Source organism: Sediminivirga luteola (assembly GCF_014639315.1).
GTDB lineage: Bacteria > Actinomycetota > Actinomycetes > Actinomycetales > Brevibacteriaceae > Sediminivirga > Sediminivirga luteola.
Genome location: NZ_BMFY01000003.1, coordinates 69,329 through 86,434, shown reverse-complemented (window position 1 = coordinate 86,434; position 17,106 = coordinate 69,329). Strand labels below are relative to the sequence as shown.

Genomic DNA, 17,106 nt, shown 5'->3' with positions numbered 1-17,106 from the left:
GTCCCTTTCAGTTACTCGCTCATGGAGTGCCCTGGCACTCCGGAAGCCCCGCAGGTTCCCCTGCGTCGGATGCGGCGATGTCCTCCAGTGCGGAGACCGCATCGTCGAGGGTGTCCACGCGGATCACCCTCATTCCGTCCAATGAGCCCTCGTCCACCGCCTGGATGACCTCCTGGCAGTTGCCCGCCGGGCTCAGGAAGTATTCGGCGCCGCGCGCGTGCGCGGCGAAGGCCTTCTGCCGGGCGCCGCCGATGGCGCCCACCTGCCCGTCGACCGTGATCTCCCCGGTGCCGGCCAGATGCGCCCCGCCGGTGAGGTCGCCTGGCGTCAGGTGATCGATCACGGCCAGGGAGAAGATGAGCCCGGCCGAGGGCCCGCCGATGTCCCCCACGTGGAAGTCCACCTGGACCGGGAAGTCGAAATCGTCCGCCAGCAGGGCGCCGATCCGCGGTCCGGCCTCCCCTGTCTGCGGAGTGACCTCGACCTCCTCGGAGTCTCCTGCGCGGTCCACCTCGAAGCGCAGCGGCGCCTCGCCGTCCCAGGCCTGGACGGCCGCCACGACGTCGCCCGCCTGCGCGGGGTGCTGACCGTCCACCGCCAGCACGCGGTCGCCCTCGCGCAGGGCGCCGTCGGCGGGCATACCGGCTTCCACGCCGGTGATGACGGTGCGGCGTTCGAAGGGGATGTCCAGTCCGGTCAGCGCCGCGGCCACGGCGACCTCCTGCGACGACGACATCTGCGCGGCGTTCTCCGCGGAGACGGTGTCCCGGGTCGTACCCACCGGGTAATACATCTCCGTCGGCACGACCGTGTTCTGAGAGCTGATCCACGAGGTCAGCACGGGCACGGCACCGAGTTCACGTCCCGGCCCGCCGGAGACGCCCACGGTCAGCAGCTCCAGGCTGCCGGCCTGCGGCGGATGGTCCTCGGCGGCGGCGTCGTCGGTCGCGGTCACGGACATGGCCGGCTCGCCGTCGATCTCGCCGAGCACGTCCACGGTCGGCCCGGGGGTCTGCACCAGGTACGGGACCGGCAGGAAGACCATGAGCACCAGCACGGCCAGCACAGTCACCAGGCTCAGGTCCGCCAGGCGGTTCAGGCTCATCCGCCGCCGCTGCCGCGGCCGGCCGTTTCCGGGCACACCGAACGCCGTCCCGTTGGCTTCGGCGGTGTGTCGATGCGGCACTGACGAGGTCCTTTCGATCCCGTACAAGCTTACGGTGTCTTCGGTACCGGGAACGAATCGGGCTAAGGGCCTGCGCAGCCCGGGCCGCCAGGCGGAGGAGCAGCGTTCAGCCGAGAGCGATACCGCCCCGTTCCGGCCCATCCGGGCGGCCCGGCGGGGAACGTTTCCCGGAGTCCGGTCGTTACCGTGGGAATACAGTGGTGGAATCCACCACTGTCGCATCCGATCGACGCGAGGGGCACCATGACTTCCGATGACGACAAGAACCCAGGCCACGGCGGGGATCCGGGAGGCGAGCAGAATCCCTTCGCGGAGATCTTCCGCCAGCTGTTCGGCGGCGAACCCGGGCAGGGCCAGATCCCGGGCGGCCAGGCGCCGGACCTGGGACGGATGATGGGCGGCGGCGGCTTCGACATGGCCGCCTTCGGCCCGATCATGCAGCAGATGACAGCGATGATGTCCAACGCCCAGTCGCCCGAGGCCGCGGCCCGGACCTCGTTGACGCGTGCGCTGAGCAAAGTCGGTGCGGACCCGGCGCCGTCCGAACAGGATTCGGCGGCCCTGCGGGACGCGTTCCGCGTGGCGGATCTCTGGCTCGATCAGGTCACCGAGCTGGACACGGTCCCCCATCAGCCCCGCGCCCTGCGCAAGCGGGACTGGATCGAGGAGACCATCGGGCCGTGGCGGCGCCTGGTCGAGCCGATCCAGGACGGCATGGACGGTGCGGTCTCCGAAGCGCTCACCGAGCAGGTCCCGCCGGAGTTCCGTGCGATGCTCTCGGGAGCGACGCCGATGCTCAAGGCACTGTCCTCGTCGATGTTCACGATGCAGATCGGCGAGGCGGTGGGCACCCTGTCCGAGTCCGTGCTCTCCAGCACCGAGCTCGGCTTCCCCCTCTTCAAGGAACCCGACTGCGGCCTGATCACCTCGTCGGTGCAGACCTTCGCGGAGGAGAGCGAACTCGATCCGCAGCAGCTGCGCATCTACCTCGCGCTGCGCGAACTGGCGGTGCTGCGCCTGTTCCACCGCGCGCCGTGGCTCCGCGCCCACGTGGAGACCGTCCTGCAGGAGTACGCCCGCGGGCAGCGCTTCGACACCGACCGCATCAACGAGGTCGCCGCGCAGATCGACCCCGGCAACCTGGAGGCGATTCAGGAGAAGCTCAAGGAGGGGGTCTTCGCCCCCGCCACGAGCGAAGCCCAGAAGCACGCCCTGGAGCGCCTGGAAACCCTGCTGGCCCTGATCGAGGGGTGGGTGGACGTCGTCAGCCACGCCGCCGCCGGTCAGCTCCCCGAGCGGGAGCGCATCCGGGAGTCGATCCGCCGCCGCCGGGCCGCCGGCGGTCCGGCCGAGCGCACCTTCGCCGCGCTGGTGGGACTTGAGCTGCGCCCGCGCCGCCTCCGCGACGCCGCCGCGCTGTTCGGCGCGCTGGAACAGTCCGAGTCCGCCGAGGCACGTGACGCCGTGTGGTCGCACCCCGATCTCCTTCCCGGCACGGAGGACCTGGACGATCCGCTCGGTTACCGGGAACGCCGCAAGGCCGCCGATGAGCAGAGCGCCGAGGTCGACGAGGCGCTCTACCGGTTGCTGGACGCGGAGGCAGCCGGCACCGGGGGTTCCGCCGATGCCGTGGATTCCGGCGGCGATGCCGGGACTCCCGGCGAGTCCGGCAACGCCGCCGATGTCGTGGCTGAGGATACGGACGGGACCGGTGCCGACACAGCTGCGGACGAGGATCCCGGCGACGAGCCCGAGGGACGTGGCTCTGCCGGCTGAGAGCTCGCTGCTGCGATCCGCGCGCACCGAACTGGCAGATTACGCCGGTCGCGCGGCGGGGACGCAGCGGGAGCTCGCTGGCGCATTCCTGACGACCCTGAATACGCACGGAGAGTCCGCCCTGCGCAAGGACGGACCGCCAGAACATCTGACGGCGAGCTTCGTGGTGTTCAGTCCCGCAGGAGATACGGTGCTGCTCAATTTCCACCGGAAGGCCGATGCCTGGGGTCACTTCGGCGGGCATCTGGAACCGGCGGACGGTTCCCTGCGGGAGGCAGCGCAGCGCGAATGCGCCGAGGAGTCCGGACTCACGGTGCGCAGCGCGACCGGAGCCATCGCGGAGGTGCACGCCCACGATCTGGGTTCTGGTTTCTCCCGGTGCCAGCGGCACCTCGACGTCGTCTTCACCGGCGTCGCCGACCCCTCGGCGGCCTTCCGGGCGAGCGACGAGAGCGTGGAGCTGGCGTGGTTCCCTGTCTCGGCGCTCCCTGAGCGGATCATGCCTGATCTTCCCGCTCGCGTGCCCATGCTCGCTCAGGCGGTGCGCGCGCTGCGCGACCACTCCTGACCGGCGGAGAAACCGGCCAGGAAGTCCTGCGCGCGATCGTACTGCGGGTACGCCGCCACGAGCGCCCGGAACCGCGGCCCGTGGTCCAGAACGCGCAGATGCGCCAGCTCGTGCACGAGGACCGCGTCGAGCACCCAGGGCGGAGCGAACCGCAGGCGGTCGGAGATGCGTATCTCCCGGGTCACGCTCGTGGTCGAGCCCCACAGCGTGTGCTGGTTGCCCACCCATCGCACGCTCGCCGGCAGGACGTCATCGGCGAAGTAACGTGCGGTGAGGTCCCGGCAGCGCTGTTCCAGGTCCAGGGCCCCGGCCCGCACAGAGCCGATCTTCTTCTCCAGCCGGGTGATCAGAGAGGCCAGCTGCGCCTCGTTGCCGCGCACGGGATACCGCCACGGCAGCACCAGCACGATGGTCTCCCCCTCCAGGAGCGAGCCGATGGTCTTGCTGCGCCGTTTAGAGCGGCGGATCTCCACCCGGCCGGCGCCGATCGCCTCCCGGAGTCCTTCGATGTCCATGCCCCCAACCCTAGGCGAGGGGACGGACAGCGGCAGGCGCCGCCTCCCGCCGCACGCACCCCCGTTTTCCGCGGTTCCCAGGTGTTTTCCACAAGTACCGTCCACAGGCGGCCGGCACTTCTGCACAGCGGATCCCGCGCCGTTCCGGCCACCTCGCCGCGCCGCTTCCGCGTCATACTCTGTTATTGCAGGTCAGACCCGGTTTCAAGCCGAGCGGCGAGTGAACCCGGGGTGAACACCCGGGGGCCGGACGGCGACTCGCGCAGCGGGTCGGATCCGCGCGGACACTGGCCGGAACGACCGGTTCCGGACCCTTTTCCACAGGATCTGTGGATGACTTTCCCTCCCTGTGGGCGGCCCCTAACGTGGTGCCATGCATCGTCTCCATCCCGCTGCTGTCATCACCTGGCGCGCTGACGGATCAGCCGTGTTCGGCGCCGGCACGCTGGCGATACTCGAGGGCCTCTCCCCCGCTGCCGGGGAGTTCCTGCTCCGGTTGCGAGAAGGGGTTCCCGGTTCCGGTCTGGAGGAGGCCGCGGCGCGCGCGGCCCTGCCGGTCCCCGAGGCCGAGGCCATGCTGGCGGCACTTTCCGAAGCCGGTCTGCTCATCCCCGCCGGGGAGGATCGCCTCTGGCACCCGGAGGCACCGGGAGCACAGACATGGGCGTGGCGGCACGGCCTGGATCCCGATGCGGCCGCGGCCGGCTGGGAGGCACTCCCCCTGCAACTCCACGGACCGCACGCCGGCCACCTCGCCGTCTGCCTCCGGGAGGCGGGGTTCCGTCCCGTTCTGCCGCACGGCATCGAGGACGGCCCCTCCGACGGAGTCACCGTGGTCACCTCGGACTTCGTCGCCGACGCCGGCCAGCTGGCCAGGCTGACCCTGGACGACCGCGTGCATCTTCCGGTCGTCTTCACCGACGCCGGGGCGCAAGTCGGTCCGCTCGTCGTGCCCGGCGCGGTCCCGTGTACCGGGTGCGGGTGGCGGCATCGGCGGGAGGCAGATCCGGGCTGGCCGCAGACCTACCGTCAGCTGCTGAACACCGCACTGCCTGCCGTGGATGCGGCGGTCTCGCATCTGACGGCCGCCCTCGTGATCGCCGCGCTGCGCCGCTACGACGCGGACGGCGCCGCCAGCCAGGCTCTGCTCGTCGAGCTGCCGGAGTGCCGGCCTGAGCCGTTCCCCTTCGATTTCCACCCCGGCTGCGACTGCCGCGGACCCGCGCCGCTCCGGCAGGACGCCGGCGCGGACTCCGTACCCCCGCCGGACCGGAGCCGCCTTGCGACCTAATGCCGGCGGTCCAGGTCCGGCGTCCTAGCGCCCGGCCGCGCCCCGTGGGGCGGTGGCGTTCTGGCGGAGCACGCTCAGCACCCCGTCGCCGTAGCGTTCCAGCTTGGCCGGTCCGATCCCGGGGACCAGACCGAGTTCCTCCTTGCTCCCGGGCAGCAGTTCCGCCACCGCGGTCAAGGTGGTGTTGGTGAGCACCATGAACGCGGGGATCTGCTCCTGAAGGCTGGTCTGCTGCCGCCAGGCCACGAGCGCGTCGAAGACCGTCTCGTCGTAGCGGGGCGGGCAGTCCTCGCAGCGGCCCAGCTGCTGAGCGGTGCGCTCGTGCAGGGGGCGTTCGCAGATCCGACACCGGGTGAACCGCAGCCGGGTCTCGCGGCGCTTGCGCCGGACCCGGCCGGGACCCGGTGCCTGCACCTGCTCGGCACGGGCGCGCAACTGCGTGATGAATCTGCTCGGGCTGCGCCGGGCCCGCGCCCCGGGCGCGCGCGCCAGTGCCCAGCTCAGCTGCAACGAGGTCTCCGCCCGGGTCACCCCGACGTAGAAGAGCCGACGTTCCTCGGCGATGGTCTCATCGGTCTTGGCATAGGTGATCGGAAGCAGTCCCTCACTGAGCCCGATCAGATAGACGCTGGGCCACTCCAGGCCCTTCGCAGCGTGCAGGGACGCGAGCGTGACGCCTGCGACGGTCGGGGCGTTCTGGTGCTCGGCGCGGTCTTCCAGCTCCGTGACGAGCGAGGCCAGGGAGGCGGGGAGCTCCCCGGCCGCCGTCTCCAGTTGCTCGGCGAGCGCGACGATCGCCTGCAGGGACTCCCAGCGGGATCGCACCGCGCCGCCGCGCTCGGGTGGCGTGGACGTCCAGCCATGACTGCTCAGCAGGTCTTTCACCTGTGCACTGAGGCTGTCCCCGGCCGGGATCGTCCGGGCTGCAGCACGCAGAGTCGTGAGGGCGGCGCGCACCTCCTCGCGGCTGAAGAAACGTTCGCCCCCCTGGACCACGAAGGGCACGCCGCGCGCTGAGAGCGCCTCCTCGATGACCTGGCTCTGGCCGTTGGTGCGGTAGAGCACGGCGAAGTCCCGAGCCGGCCGCCCGGCAGCGATGCGGGCCGCGATCTCCTCCGCGAGGGCATCCGCCTCGGCGATGTCGTCGGGGAATTCGCGGAACACAGGCTTCGGGCCGCCGGCCCGGCCCGACACCAGTTCCAAGCGGCCCTCCGGCGGGCCCAGCTGCAAGATCCGGTTGGCGAGCTCCACGATCTGGGGAGTGGAGCGGTAGTCCCTGATCAGGCGCACCTCGGTGGCGTTCGGGTAGGTCGTGGTGAAGCCGAGCAGGTACCGCGGATCGGCACCGGCAAAGGTGTAGATGGTCTGGCTGGCGTCGCCGACGACGCAGAGGTTCTCCCGCTCTCCCAGCCAGTTGCGCAGCAGCCGGTGCTGCAGCGGCGAGACGTCCTGGAACTCGTCCACGACGAAGTGGCGGTACTGGCGCCGGACCTCCGCGGCGATGTCCGGGTGCTGTTCCAGGATCCCGCACAGGATGAGCAGGATGTCCTCGAAGTCGATGACGTTCCGCTCCCCCTTGACCTCCTCGTAGCTGTTCAGCAGCCGGGTGACCTCACCGGCCGGCACACCGGGGATCTCCGGGCGCCCGGCTGCCAGCCGGGCGTACTCCTCCGGCGGGATCAGATTGACCTTGGCCCATTCGATCTCCGCCGATAAGTCCCTGATCGTGGCCTTGTCGACGCCGATGCCGACCCGGCGGGCCGCCTCGGCGGTGAGCGCGGCCTTGTGCGCCACCGGCTCGGGGGCGCCTCCGCCCACGGCCCGGGGCCAGAAGTACCGCAGCTGCCGCAGCGCCGCGGAGTGGAAGGTCCGCGCCGGCACCGTCCCGACGCCGAGGGCGCGCAACCGGGACCGCATCTCGCCGGCGGCCTTGGTGGTGAAGGTGAGCGCCAGCAGTTCCGTGGGCGCGAACGCCCCCGTGGCGACACCGTAGGCGATGCGGTGCGTCATCGCGCGCGTCTTGCCCGTTCCAGCTCCCGCCAGCACCACGACTGGGCCCTCCAGTGCCCGTGCGGCCTGCTGCTGCTCGGGATCCAGCGCAGCCAGGATGTCCTCCGGCCTCACCGGCGTTCCTCCCCGGCCGCCTTCCCGCGTGCCGCCGTGCCGATGCCTCTCACCGCTGCGAGTCCTCCCCCGCGGCCAGCCAGGCGTCGATGAGTGCCCGGGCGATGGACACCGGCGAGGGCACGTGGATCTCCCCGGCCTCCATGCCGGCGCGCAGCTCTGCGCGGGTGAACCAGCGGGCGTGAAGGATCTCCGTGCCGTCGACCTTCACCTCGGCGTGCGCGGCGCGGGCGTAGAAGGCCAGCATGAGCGAGGCCGGGAAGGGCCAGGGCTGGGATCCCGCGTAAGCCTGCTCGAGGACCTCGACGCCGACCTCCTCGTGGATCTCGCGCACCACCGCCCCTTCCGCGCTCTCCCCGGCCTCGATGAAGCCGGCCAGGACCGAGTAGCGCTTGCTGTCCCAGAGCGCGTTGTGCGCCAGCAGGAGCCGTTCCTCGCCGTCATCGCCGGTCGCCAGGACCGCCACGATCACGGCGGGGTCCGTGCGCGGAAAGTACTCCGAACCGTCTTCGGGGTCTCGCCTGGCCCAGCCGCCTGCACGGATCTCGGTGGGACGGCCGGTGCGCGGGGAATGGCCGTAGGAGGCGTGCCAGTTGGCAAGCGCCACGAGCGGCGTGAGCAGGCCGACATCGGTGTCCGGCAGCTCGGCGCCGATCTCCCGGAGATGCAGCCAGACGGGCCCCAGCGCGTCGAGGCCGCCGATGTCGTCGTCCAGTCCGCCGGTGCCTGCCCGCACCGTGGCCTCCTCCAGCCGTGAGTCCAGCCAGGAACGGCCCGCGTCGTCGAGGATGGCGCCGATGACATCGTGCCCGGAGTCCTTGATCCGCCCGAGGTAGACGTCGATGCGCTCGGCGGGCAGCTCATCCCGGTGCAGCCGCACCAGGCTGCCCTGGGAGGCGAGCGTCTCCCCGCGGTGGGTGACGATGGCGGTGGTGCCGGGCCGTTCCCAGACCGCGCTCAGATCGGCGTCCGTGCCGCGCTGGAGGTAGTTCCGGTCGGAGCCGCTGCGGGAGAGCCTCGCCAGGGGAAGCTGAGGGAATGCGTTCATGCCTGCGACGATACCCCTCCGCGCGGACGCCGCGGAGCGCGGATCTCCCGGGCGCGGGGCCGGGAGATCCGGTGCGGCCGCGGGGACCGCAAGGACGCGACGGGAGCCGGCGCAGGATCCCGCGGACCGCGACACGGCAGCCGTGGTGATGGTCTTGACGAGCCAGGTTGCATAACGTGAAGCCGTGGACACGCATGAGCTCAAAGCAGTCGCCGCCTCGGTCGATGCCATCGAGGGTTTCAGCCCCGACGGCGCGGTCCGGCTGGAGGACTCCGGTGGCGCCGTGCGGCTCCGCATTCACGACTCCGCCCAGGACGCCACCGTCATCGCCGAGGTGATCGAGGACGACTCCCGCGCGGCGGCCGAGCACGCACAAGCGGAGGCGCTCAAGGTGGTGCGCGCTCCGCTGGCCGAGGCCGGAATCGCGCTCCCGGAGATCCTGGCCGATGTGCCGTACGGCGAGGCGCGGCTGATGCTGCGTCGCCCGCTTCCGGGCAGCCCGGTCGAGCCCGGGCATCTGGCCGATGAGGATCTGCTCCGCGATGTCGCCCGCACGCTGGCCGCGATCCACTGCCTTCCCGCCGAACCGGCCGAGGAGGCCGGCCTTCCGGTCTATGAGGCGGAGACGCTGAAGCAGCGCCACCTCGACGATCTGGACCGCGCCGCGGCGAGCGGCCTGGTGCCCCCTGCGCTGCTGGCGCGCTGGGAGCACGACCTGGAGGACGTCCGGCTGTGGCGGTTCCTGCCGCATGTGGTGCACGGCGGGTTCTCCGAGCGATGCGTCCTGGTCGAGGGTTCCCGCGTCGTGGCGGTGCGGCACTGGCATGAACTGCGCGTGGGCGACCCGGCGCAGGATCTGCTGTGGGTCGCGAGCACGCTGACCCCCGAGCAGGCCGATCTGCTGTACGAGACCTACGCCTCGCAGCTGGGCGGCGCCGAATCCGCCATGACGGCCGAGCTGCGGCTGCGTGCCGAGCTGCTGGCCGAGCTGGACCTCCTGGGCTGGCTGCTGCACGGACTCGACACCGGCGACCAGGCGATCACGGACGACGCGCGCGACCTGCTGCGGGAGCTGGCGGACATGCTGGCGGGCGATGAGCCCGTCCCGCCGGACGTCTCAGCTGCGAGCGGCTCCGGCGGACCGGCCGGCGGCAGCGTGACCGGCGCGCCGGCCGGCGGCGGTTCCAGCGAGAGCGCGCGATCCGGGAGCGGGTTCACCGACGACGGGTTCATCGACGACGAAGCTGAGCGGCCCGGGGACCCCGAGGATCTGGCGCCGCTCGGGGAGGACCCGATCGACGGAGCGGACATCGGCGCGGACGACATAGGTCCGGACACCATCGACGCCGGCGCCGCCGACGCGGACGACATCGGCGCGGACGAGGCGTCCCAGGCACCCGACGATCGCCGTGCTTCCGAACCCCACAACGGGCCGGGGCATCCCGCGTCCGGCGAGGACGATGAAGGCGGCCCGGACGGCCTCACTGCCCGCGGATGAGCGTCGTGAGTTCTTCCTCTCCGGGCAGGTCCCGGTAGGTGACTTCCTTGCCTTCGGCGAGATAGGCGAAGGTGCCCGTGATCTGCTCCAGGTCGTCGATGCCGTGCCAGCGGGCGAAGGCGATGCGGTACACCGCCAGCTGCAACCGCAGCACCGCGAGGCGATCCGGGGCGGGCATGCGCCCGGTCTTCCAGTCGACCACCTCGTAGCGGGCGACGCCGGCTTCCGGCCCGTGATCGAACACCGCGTCGATCGTCCCGGGCACCGCCACGCCTCCCAGGGACAGCTCGAAGGGCAGTTCCGTCACCAGCGGGGTCAGATCGGCGAACCGTGAGGCGAGGAAGGCGTCCTTCAACGGGGCGAGCTCGGCCTCGCCGACATGTCCCCCCGCCCGGTCCTCCGCGGCACCGGTGAGCTCGTCGAGCTCGTAGAGCGCGGCCTGGCCGTAGCGGCCCTCGATCCAGGCATGGAAAGCGGTCCCGACCCTGGCTGCGTGGGAGCTGGGCCGCGGCATCGGCCGCACGAGGTCTTCCTCGAAGCGTGACCGGTCCGCGTGCAGCCGCACCATGGCGGTGGGCGAGATCCGTGCGGGGAACACGCGCGCGAGGCTCTCCCGCTGGAGTTCCCGCGCCTGACGCTCCCGGAGCAGGAAAGCCGCTTCCCGGGCCTCGGGGGTCCCGAGCGCGTCCAGTTCCGCCAGGACATCCGGCGGCCCGCCGCTTCGCGGCCGGCGGCGCATCGCGCTCTCCACCTCCTCGGCGGCGGCCGTGAGCCACTCCGGCGCCGGGTCCTGCGGCGGCCAGGACAGGGGCTCCCGGTGCACGCCCGGCTTCTCATCGTCCTCCGCCGGCGGCCGGTGGAGTCCGGGGGCATCGATCCCGAGGTCTTCCACCAGGTCCAGGAGGAACGGCGAGGGCTTCTGGGGGCGCGTACCAGCACCCCACCACGAGCCGCCGAGCCAGAGTGAACGCGCCGCCCGGGTCACCGCGACGTAGAAGAGCCGGCGTTCCTCCGCGAGGCGATGCTCCTCGACCTCGGCGGCGTACTCCTGCTCGGCGTGCTTCTGCAGTTCCTGCCAGGTCTCCTGGGCGAGTTCGATCTCGGGCAGATGCGCGCGGTCGCCGCGGAGCGGGTAGGGCAGCTGGCCGGGCTGGAGCCAGCCGTACCGGGATGAGGTGGTGCCGGGGATCTTCGTGCTGACGCAGTCCGGCACGGCCACGGCGTCGAATTCCAGGCCCTTCGAGGCGTGAACCGTCATCAGGAGGACGGCGTCGGTGCCTGGCGCCACCTGACCGCGGGCGAGCCCCCGGTCGCGCTGGCGGGCGGATTCGAGCCAGGCGAGGAAAGCACCGAGGGTGGCGCGCGGTTCGGCCTCCTCGAACTCCGCTGCGTACTGCATGAACGCGTCCACGTGCAGCCGCGCGACCTGCGGTGGGCTGAGCGGATCGGCGTAGAGCTCCACGTCGAGCAGGAACTCGGCGATCACCGCGCGGATGAGGTCGACCAGTCCCCCGGAGGCGCGCTGCCGCAACCGATGGAGCGCGGCCGCCAGGGCGCGCAGCCGGGCAAGCGCCTCGGCGGAAAGGCCGCCTGGCGCTTCGTGGTGCACGCGCAGGTCGTCGAGCGCTTCCAGCAGGCTCGGGTGGTCGGCAGCGGGGCCGGCGTCCCGTCCTCGCTCGCGTTCCCGGCGCCGCTGACGGTGCCAGGCGTGCAGCGCGGCGATGTCGGCGGCCGCCAGTCCAGCGCGTTCGCTGGTCAGGAGCCGCGCGGCCGCGGTCCCGGCGTCGGGATCGGCGAGGGCGTGCAGCACCGCGACGATGTCCTGCACCTCGGGCATCGCCAGCAGGCCCGCGGTGCCGACCGTATGGGCCGGTACGCCGCGGGAACGCAGCGCCGCCTCCACGCCGGCGAACTGGCCGCGGGTCCGGCATAGGACAGCGCAGCTGCGGCCCTGCCCGCGCTGGTCCGCGGCCCAGTCCGCGAGCCGGGCGTACTGTGCTTCGGCGGTGCTCGCGGCGGCGTCCTGGCTGCCGTCCTCCGGGGACCTGGCCGGCGGGAAGTCGATGCGAACGGTCCCCGGGCCCGCGTCCGGCCGTGGCATCAGCGGCCGCTCGCTGCCGGCCGAGGGGAGTCTGCCCGCGATGGCATTGGCGGCGCGGAGGATGGCCTCGTCGTTCCGGAACCCGATCGTGAGCTGGTGCGTCTGCGCCGCGCGTCCGTCTGCGCGGGGGAAGCCGGTGGCGAAGTCGCGCATGTTCCCGGCGCTGGCGCCGCGCCAGCCGTAGATGGACTGGCGGGGGTCCCCGACGGCGGTGACCGGGTGCCCGGCGAAGAGGCGGCGCAGCAACGTGTACTGGGAGTACGAGGTGTCCTGGTATTCGTCCAGCAGCACCACCCGCCAGCGCTGCCGCTCGGCTACGGCGACCGCCGGCAGCTCGGCGGCCAGCCGGGCGGCGCCGGCCACCTGGTCGCCGAAGTCGATGGCGCCCAGCGCCGCCTTGGCGTCGGCGAATCTGCGGACCAGCGGGGCCAGCAGCCGGGTGCCTTCCAGGCCGGCCAGGATGACGCGGCCCGTGGCGTTGGTCGGTCCTTCTCCGGTGTAGGCGGCGCCGCGCCGTTTGGACGGCAGGTCGTGAAGGGGCCGGGCGAGCCGCCCGAGTTCCTCGGCGAGACGGTCCGGGTCGACGAGATGCTCATTGCAGGCGTCCGAGAGGGTGACGACGGCGTCGATGAGCGCACTGCGGGAACGGCCGAGACGGTCGAGCGGCAGGTCCTCCGCCTCGTCGAGCACCTGCTCCGCGAGCAGGTGCCTGCTGGCTTCGCCGAGCAGCCGCGCCTCCGGATCCAGCCCGGCGAGGATCCCATAGTCCCGGACGATGGCGGCGGCGTAGGAGTTGTAGGTGGAGACCTCAGGCCGGTCCGCGCCGGGCATCGGCAGCGTCTCGGGCGCGTCGTCCTCGCGTTGCGGTATCAGTCCCAGCACCTCGAGCCGGGCGACGTACCCGTGGATCCGTTCTGCGAGCTCCCCCGCGGCCTTGCGCGTGAAGGTGAGGCCGAGGACCTCCCCGGGGGCGACGTGCCCGGTGGCGATGAGCCAGGCCACGCGCAATGCCATGGTGGCGGTCTTGCCGGCACCGGCGCCGGCGACCACGAGTGCCGGTTCCAGCGGCGCGCCGATCACCCGCGCCTGTTCTTCGGTGGGCGGCCGCACCCCCAGTTCCGTAGCGAGTTCGAGCGGGCTCAGCATTCTCATCCTTGCGTGCTCATGGCCGGGCAGGCGGCCCGGACCGGGCAGGTACGGCAGTCGGAGGAGGGAGTCGCCGGGTAGTGCGGGCCGCGCATCCCCCTGGCGACGGCCGCCAGGCGCTCGTGCGCACGGACCCGGCTCTCTTCATCCCGTAGCGGTTCCTGCTCACGGGTGGCCAGCGCCGATGTAGGGCCGGCGGCCAGGTAGACCAGTTCGGCACCGGCCACCGGAAGCCCCGCGTCGTCGTCGGCCGGGTCTCCGGTCACCCGCAGTCCACCCTCCTCCTCGCTCAGCCGGCCCGAGCCCAGTGCGACCTGATAGGCCAGCAACTGGCCCGAGCCGGCGGCGCGGTCCTTGCTGAGCGCCTGCCTGCCGGTCTTGTAATCGATGATCCGGTATCCCTCGGGGGTAAGGTCGAGACGGTCGATCACGCCGCGGATCCGGATCAGTTCCCCCTCCGCTCGGAGCGTCACGTCCACGGGGACCTCGCTGCCGGCCAGGCGGTCGGCACGGGCGTGCTGGTAGCGGGCGAGGTTCGCCATCATCGCCGCTCCACGTTCACGTGCCAGGGCACGCTCCCACTCGGTGGGGAACTCCAGCCGCTCCAGTCCCTGCTCGAATGCACGCCGCAGCTCGTCTTCCGGTGCGTTCGGGTGCGCCTCGGCGATGGCGTGCGCCATCGTCCCGATCTCCTGGGCCGGCCCGTCAGCGGGTGCGGTCCCGCCGTGCCGTTCGAGGAACCAGCGCAGCGGGCAGGACTCGAATAGGTCGATCGCCGAAGGCGACACCGGCACCGCCTCATCGGCGAGCCGCTCTGCCCTCGTCCGTTCCGCCGTGCCCGCCCAGTCGGACGGCGCGGCACCGGGGACTCCCGCCTCAGCCAGCGCGGCGAGCACCGGGGCGGCGGCGCCGGCCGGGCGGCCGTGCAGGTGGGACTCCCCCAGCTCCGACCGCAGCCGCCCCACCAGACCGCGCAGGGTCAGGGGATACTGCCGTGCCGTTTCATCGGTCTCCGGCTCATCGGCACCGGGCTCGCCGGCGTCCTGCGCGGGGTCTTCCGCGCCCGCTTCCGGCCTCGGCGCACCCGGGGAACCGGCCCCGGCGGCCGTATCCCGCCGGGCGGCCTCACCGGTCGCCGGGGCCGGAACCCGTTCCGCGAGCACGGTGAGGAACGGGCTCGGGGCCTCCTCTTCCGATTCGACGGCCGTGACGAGCACGGACTCGCGTCCCCGGCTGACGGCGGCCAGGAACATGCCCGCCTCATCCCGGAACACCCGCCGCCGCGCGGCGGCCAGGCGTTCCGCGAGCAGGCCGGCTTGCGCCGCGCTGCCGCCGGAGGGGGCGGGAGCCGGCTGACCGCCTCGTACCGCCTCCACCAGTTCCTCAGCGCCCAGCAGGCTGCCGCGCACCGTGAGGTTCGGCCACTGCCCCTCCTGCACGTGCGGAACGACGACGTGGTCCCATTCCCGGTTGCCGACTGCGGCCACCGTCGTGAGGGTCACCGCGTCCTCATGGGTCCCCGCCTTCGCAAGTGAATCCTGGGCGATCTCCTGCTGCGCGACGCGCGCCACGAACGCTTCGACTCCGAGCCCGGGATCCCGTTCCCAGAGCTTCTCGGCCAAGGCGAACAGGCGCATTACCGAATCCAGGCGCTCGTGCGCGGCGTCCTGGTCCTCCACGCTCGCCCCGTCACGGCCGAGCGCCTGGCGCCGCCAGGGTTCCGCGCGGCCGGAGGCCTCCCACACCGCCCACAGCGCCTCGAGCACGTCCTTGTCCTGATGCGTCCGGGCGGCGCGCGCCATCGCAGCCACCCGTTGCAGCGCCGGATGCGCTGCGGTCAGGGAATCGCCGGGATCAAGGACGGCGCGGCGCATCACCTCGCCGATGCGTTCGCGAGGGTCACGGGGGGCGCCGTCCACCTTGCCGTCCGCGGCGGCGCGCGCCGCTGGGGAATACGGATCGCCGCCGGGCGCGGCCTCAGTCCGGGCGCGGACCTCGTCCAGGAGGAGCAACTTGCGGCGCAGCCGGCGCAGGCTCATGGTGTCCAGGCCGCCGTAGGGGGACAGCAGCACGTCTTCGATCTGCTCCGCGTCCGGTTCGTGCTCCGGCCAGTGCATGACCTCCAGCAGCGGGCGCGTCGCGGGGTGGTCGCGCAACGGCCGGTCCGGCAGCCGGTCGCCGAGCGGGATCCCCTGCGAGAGGAGCTCTCTCCGGATGGGTGGGAGCACGGCAGCGGAGCGGCAGACGATGGCCATGGTGGACCAGGGCCGCTGCGTCCCGGACTCGATGAGAGCCCGGTACCGCTCGCGCAGGCGCCGCGCGATCAGCACCGCCTCCTCCGAGGGCGACTCGGCGCGGGCCACCCCGATGCTGCCGCGATCGCGCGCCCGGGCGGCCGGGACTGCCGCCCAGTGGGGGCGCCCGTGTGCGCCGAAGACGGAGATCCGGCGCGCCCAGTCCGAGGAGAACGATGCCAGTGCCGCCCCGTGCCGGTAGACGGCCTCCAGGGTGATCACGCGGTGCGGCCGGCCTGCGGCGAACCTCGGAGCGGCGGTGCGGCAGGCGTCCCGCAGCACGTGGCCGGTCACGCCGCGGAACCCCTGCGTGATCGCCTCGGGGCACCCGAAGAGCACGATCTTCGCGCCGCGCGCCGCCAGCGCGTCCAGCAGCCGCGCGGCGCCTTCGGTGAGGTCCTGGGCGTTGTCCACCAGGACCACGGACGGCGGAGTCCAGGTGGCCGGTGGCAGGGTCTCCTCGGCGATCACGCCCGCGGCTTCCACCAGCAGGGCGGCGGAATCGTAGCGGGGCGCCTGGTCCAGGGCGGTGACGGCCTCGTACTCCGCGAGCACCTCCGCGCAGGCCGCCCATGCCCGGCGGCCCCGTGCCGCCGCGGCGCGGAGTTCCGCCGTGGAGATGCCGTGCTCGGTGACCCGGCTGATCACGTCGCGCAGTTCGACCCGGAACGCCGCGGTGGCCCGGACCTGCGCGTTCAGCTCCGCCGGCCACTGCGGCATCCGTCCCTCGCCGCGCTCGTGCCCGGCCAGGATGTCCGCCAGGTAGGCGTCCTGATCCGCCCCGGAGAGATAACGGACGTCTTCTTCCCCGGCCAGCCGGACGGCAGCCGAGACCAGTCCGAAGGCGAGGCTCTGCGGGGTACGGGCCAGAGCACCCGGCCGCAGGCCCGGTACGCGCCGCGCCAACCGGTCACGGAGCTGGTCGGCTTCGTCACGAGACGGGCAGAGCACGAGGGTGCTGCGGGCGTCCAGCCGGCAGAACAGTTCCTCCAGCAGCGTGGTCTTCCCCGTTCCCGGCGCTCCGACCACGGTGGCCGTGCCGCCGACGGCGAGCACGCCGGACACGGCGTCGAGCGGATCGGCCGCGGGTCCCGCAGCGGCGGGGTCGATGGGATCGGTCATGCGTCCATGGGATCACGGCGCACGGACAACGCGGCGTGCAGCCGGTCCAGTTCTCCGAGCTCCCCGGCGTCCGGGGTCCAGCGGGCCCGGCGCATATCGGGGCGGTCGGCCGCAGCGCGCAGCGGCGTGCCCTCGGCCCGGTACTCCGCCAGCGCCGCCGGCCGCAGCCGCTCCGGCAGGGAACCATCGGCGCGGACCACGCGCCACCAGGGCCACCCGGCGGTCCCGGGAGCCCCGGCCGCCATGACGGCGGCGACCTGGCGGGGGCCGCCGCGTTCAAGCAGTTCGGCAATGTCGCCGTAGCTGAGCACACGGCCGGCGGGGATGGCGCGCACCACCGCGGCCACAAGCCCGCCGAAGCCCGCCGGGTCGCGTCCGGGGGCACTGTCAGGCGGCTGCTCTAAGCTGGTCATGCATCGAAATCTAATCCACGGCAG

At 72.5% G+C, this 17,106-nt stretch carries 11 protein-coding genes; 4 read left to right on the top strand and 7 right to left on the bottom strand.

The features are described 5' to 3' along the window. Positions 1-19: 19 nt before the first annotated feature. Positions 20-1,186, bottom strand: coding sequence for a YlbL family protein (locus IEW13_RS03835; protein ID WP_188549621.1), 1,167 nt, complete (start codon positions 1,184-1,186; stop codon positions 20-22). A 243-nt stretch (positions 1,187-1,429) separates the two neighbouring features. On the opposite strand from IEW13_RS03835, the gene IEW13_RS03830 reads away from it, so the two are divergent. Both IEW13_RS03830 and IEW13_RS03825 read left to right on the top strand, forming a co-directional pair. Next, the gene (locus IEW13_RS03830) at positions 1,430-2,962 is read left to right on the top strand and encodes a zinc-dependent metalloprotease (RefSeq protein ID WP_188549620.1); all 1,533 of its coding nucleotides are present in this window, start codon (positions 1,430-1,432) and stop codon (positions 2,960-2,962) included. Next, entirely contained in the window at positions 2,946-3,530 is a 585-nt protein-coding gene (locus IEW13_RS03825) for an NUDIX hydrolase (RefSeq protein WP_188549619.1), read from the top strand. Before IEW13_RS03830 ends, IEW13_RS03825 begins: the two co-directional genes overlap by 17 nt. On the opposite strand, the gene IEW13_RS03820 is transcribed toward IEW13_RS03825, so the two are convergent. Continuing rightward, positions 3,497-4,045, bottom strand: a complete 549-nt coding sequence (locus tag IEW13_RS03820) for a M48 metallopeptidase family protein (protein ID WP_188549618.1) — start codon at positions 4,043-4,045, stop codon at positions 3,497-3,499. The genes IEW13_RS03825 and IEW13_RS03820 overlap by 34 nt on opposite strands. Positions 4,046-4,418: 373 nt before the next feature. Between IEW13_RS03820 and IEW13_RS03815 the strand changes: the two genes are divergently transcribed. Next, a complete protein-coding gene (locus tag IEW13_RS03815; RefSeq protein ID WP_188549617.1) occupies positions 4,419-5,336 on the top strand; it encodes a hypothetical protein in 918 nt (305 codons plus the stop codon). A gap of 24 nt (positions 5,337-5,360) precedes the next feature. Here the strand turns inward: IEW13_RS03815 and IEW13_RS03810 are convergent, their stop codons facing one another. Together IEW13_RS03810 and nudC are read right to left on the bottom strand one after the other, a co-directional pair. Beyond that, positions 5,361-7,460 carry an ATP-dependent DNA helicase UvrD2 gene (locus IEW13_RS03810; protein WP_188549616.1) on the bottom strand — a complete coding sequence of 700 codons (2,100 nt, stop codon included), beginning with the start codon at positions 7,458-7,460 and terminating at the stop codon, positions 5,361-5,363. Between the two features lie 49 nt (positions 7,461-7,509). Then, the gene (gene nudC / locus IEW13_RS03805; RefSeq protein WP_188549615.1) at positions 7,510-8,508 is read right to left on the bottom strand and encodes an NAD(+) diphosphatase; all 999 of its coding nucleotides are present in this window, start codon (positions 8,506-8,508) and stop codon (positions 7,510-7,512) included. 184 nt (positions 8,509-8,692) lie between these two features. On the opposite strand from nudC, the gene IEW13_RS03800 reads away from it, so the two are divergent. Then, the gene (locus IEW13_RS03800) at positions 8,693-10,006 is read left to right on the top strand and encodes a phosphotransferase (protein ID WP_188549614.1); all 1,314 of its coding nucleotides are present in this window, start codon (positions 8,693-8,695) and stop codon (positions 10,004-10,006) included. On the opposite strand, the gene IEW13_RS03795 is transcribed toward IEW13_RS03800, so the two are convergent. The 3 genes from IEW13_RS03795 to IEW13_RS03785 are packed head-to-tail and all read right to left on the bottom strand — an operon-like array spanning position 9,990 to position 17,082. Next, on the bottom strand, positions 9,990-13,253 hold the full coding sequence (locus IEW13_RS03795; protein WP_188549613.1) for an ATP-dependent helicase: 3,264 nt from the start codon (positions 13,251-13,253) through the stop codon (positions 9,990-9,992). The genes IEW13_RS03800 and IEW13_RS03795 overlap by 17 nt on opposite strands. 2 nt (positions 13,254-13,255) lie before the next feature. Then, positions 13,256-16,669 (bottom strand): UrvD/REP family ATP-dependent DNA helicase, encoded by a 3,414-nt coding sequence (locus IEW13_RS03790; protein WP_188549612.1) that lies wholly within the window; start codon positions 16,667-16,669, stop codon positions 13,256-13,258. After that, positions 16,666-17,082, bottom strand: a complete 417-nt coding sequence (locus IEW13_RS03785) for an MGMT family protein (RefSeq protein ID WP_188549611.1) — start codon at positions 17,080-17,082, stop codon at positions 16,666-16,668. Before IEW13_RS03785 ends, IEW13_RS03790 begins: the two co-directional genes overlap by 4 nt. Positions 17,083-17,106: the final 24 nt, after the last annotated feature.

What these genes read in the sequence shown, in the direction of transcription:
- nudC (WP_188549615.1), bottom strand. Translation starts at nt 8,508, where the DNA reads ATGAACGCATTCCCTCAGCTTCCCCTGGCGAGGCTCTCCCGCAGCGGC.
- IEW13_RS03785 (WP_188549611.1), bottom strand. Translation starts at nt 17,082, where the DNA reads ATGACCAGCTTAGAGCAGCCGCCTGACAGTGCCCCCGGACGCGACCCG.
- IEW13_RS03790 (WP_188549612.1), bottom strand. Translation starts at nt 16,669, where the DNA reads ATGACCGATCCCATCGACCCCGCCGCTGCGGGACCCGCGGCCGATCCG.
- IEW13_RS03795 (WP_188549613.1), bottom strand. Translation starts at nt 13,253, where the DNA reads ATGCTGAGCCCGCTCGAACTCGCTACGGAACTGGGGGTGCGGCCGCCC.
- IEW13_RS03815 (WP_188549617.1), top strand. Translation starts at nt 4,419, where the DNA reads ATGCATCGTCTCCATCCCGCTGCTGTCATCACCTGGCGCGCTGACGGA.
- IEW13_RS03830 (WP_188549620.1), top strand. Translation starts at nt 1,430, where the DNA reads ATGACTTCCGATGACGACAAGAACCCAGGCCACGGCGGGGATCCGGGA.
- IEW13_RS03820 (WP_188549618.1), bottom strand. Translation starts at nt 4,045, where the DNA reads ATGGACATCGAAGGACTCCGGGAGGCGATCGGCGCCGGCCGGGTGGAG.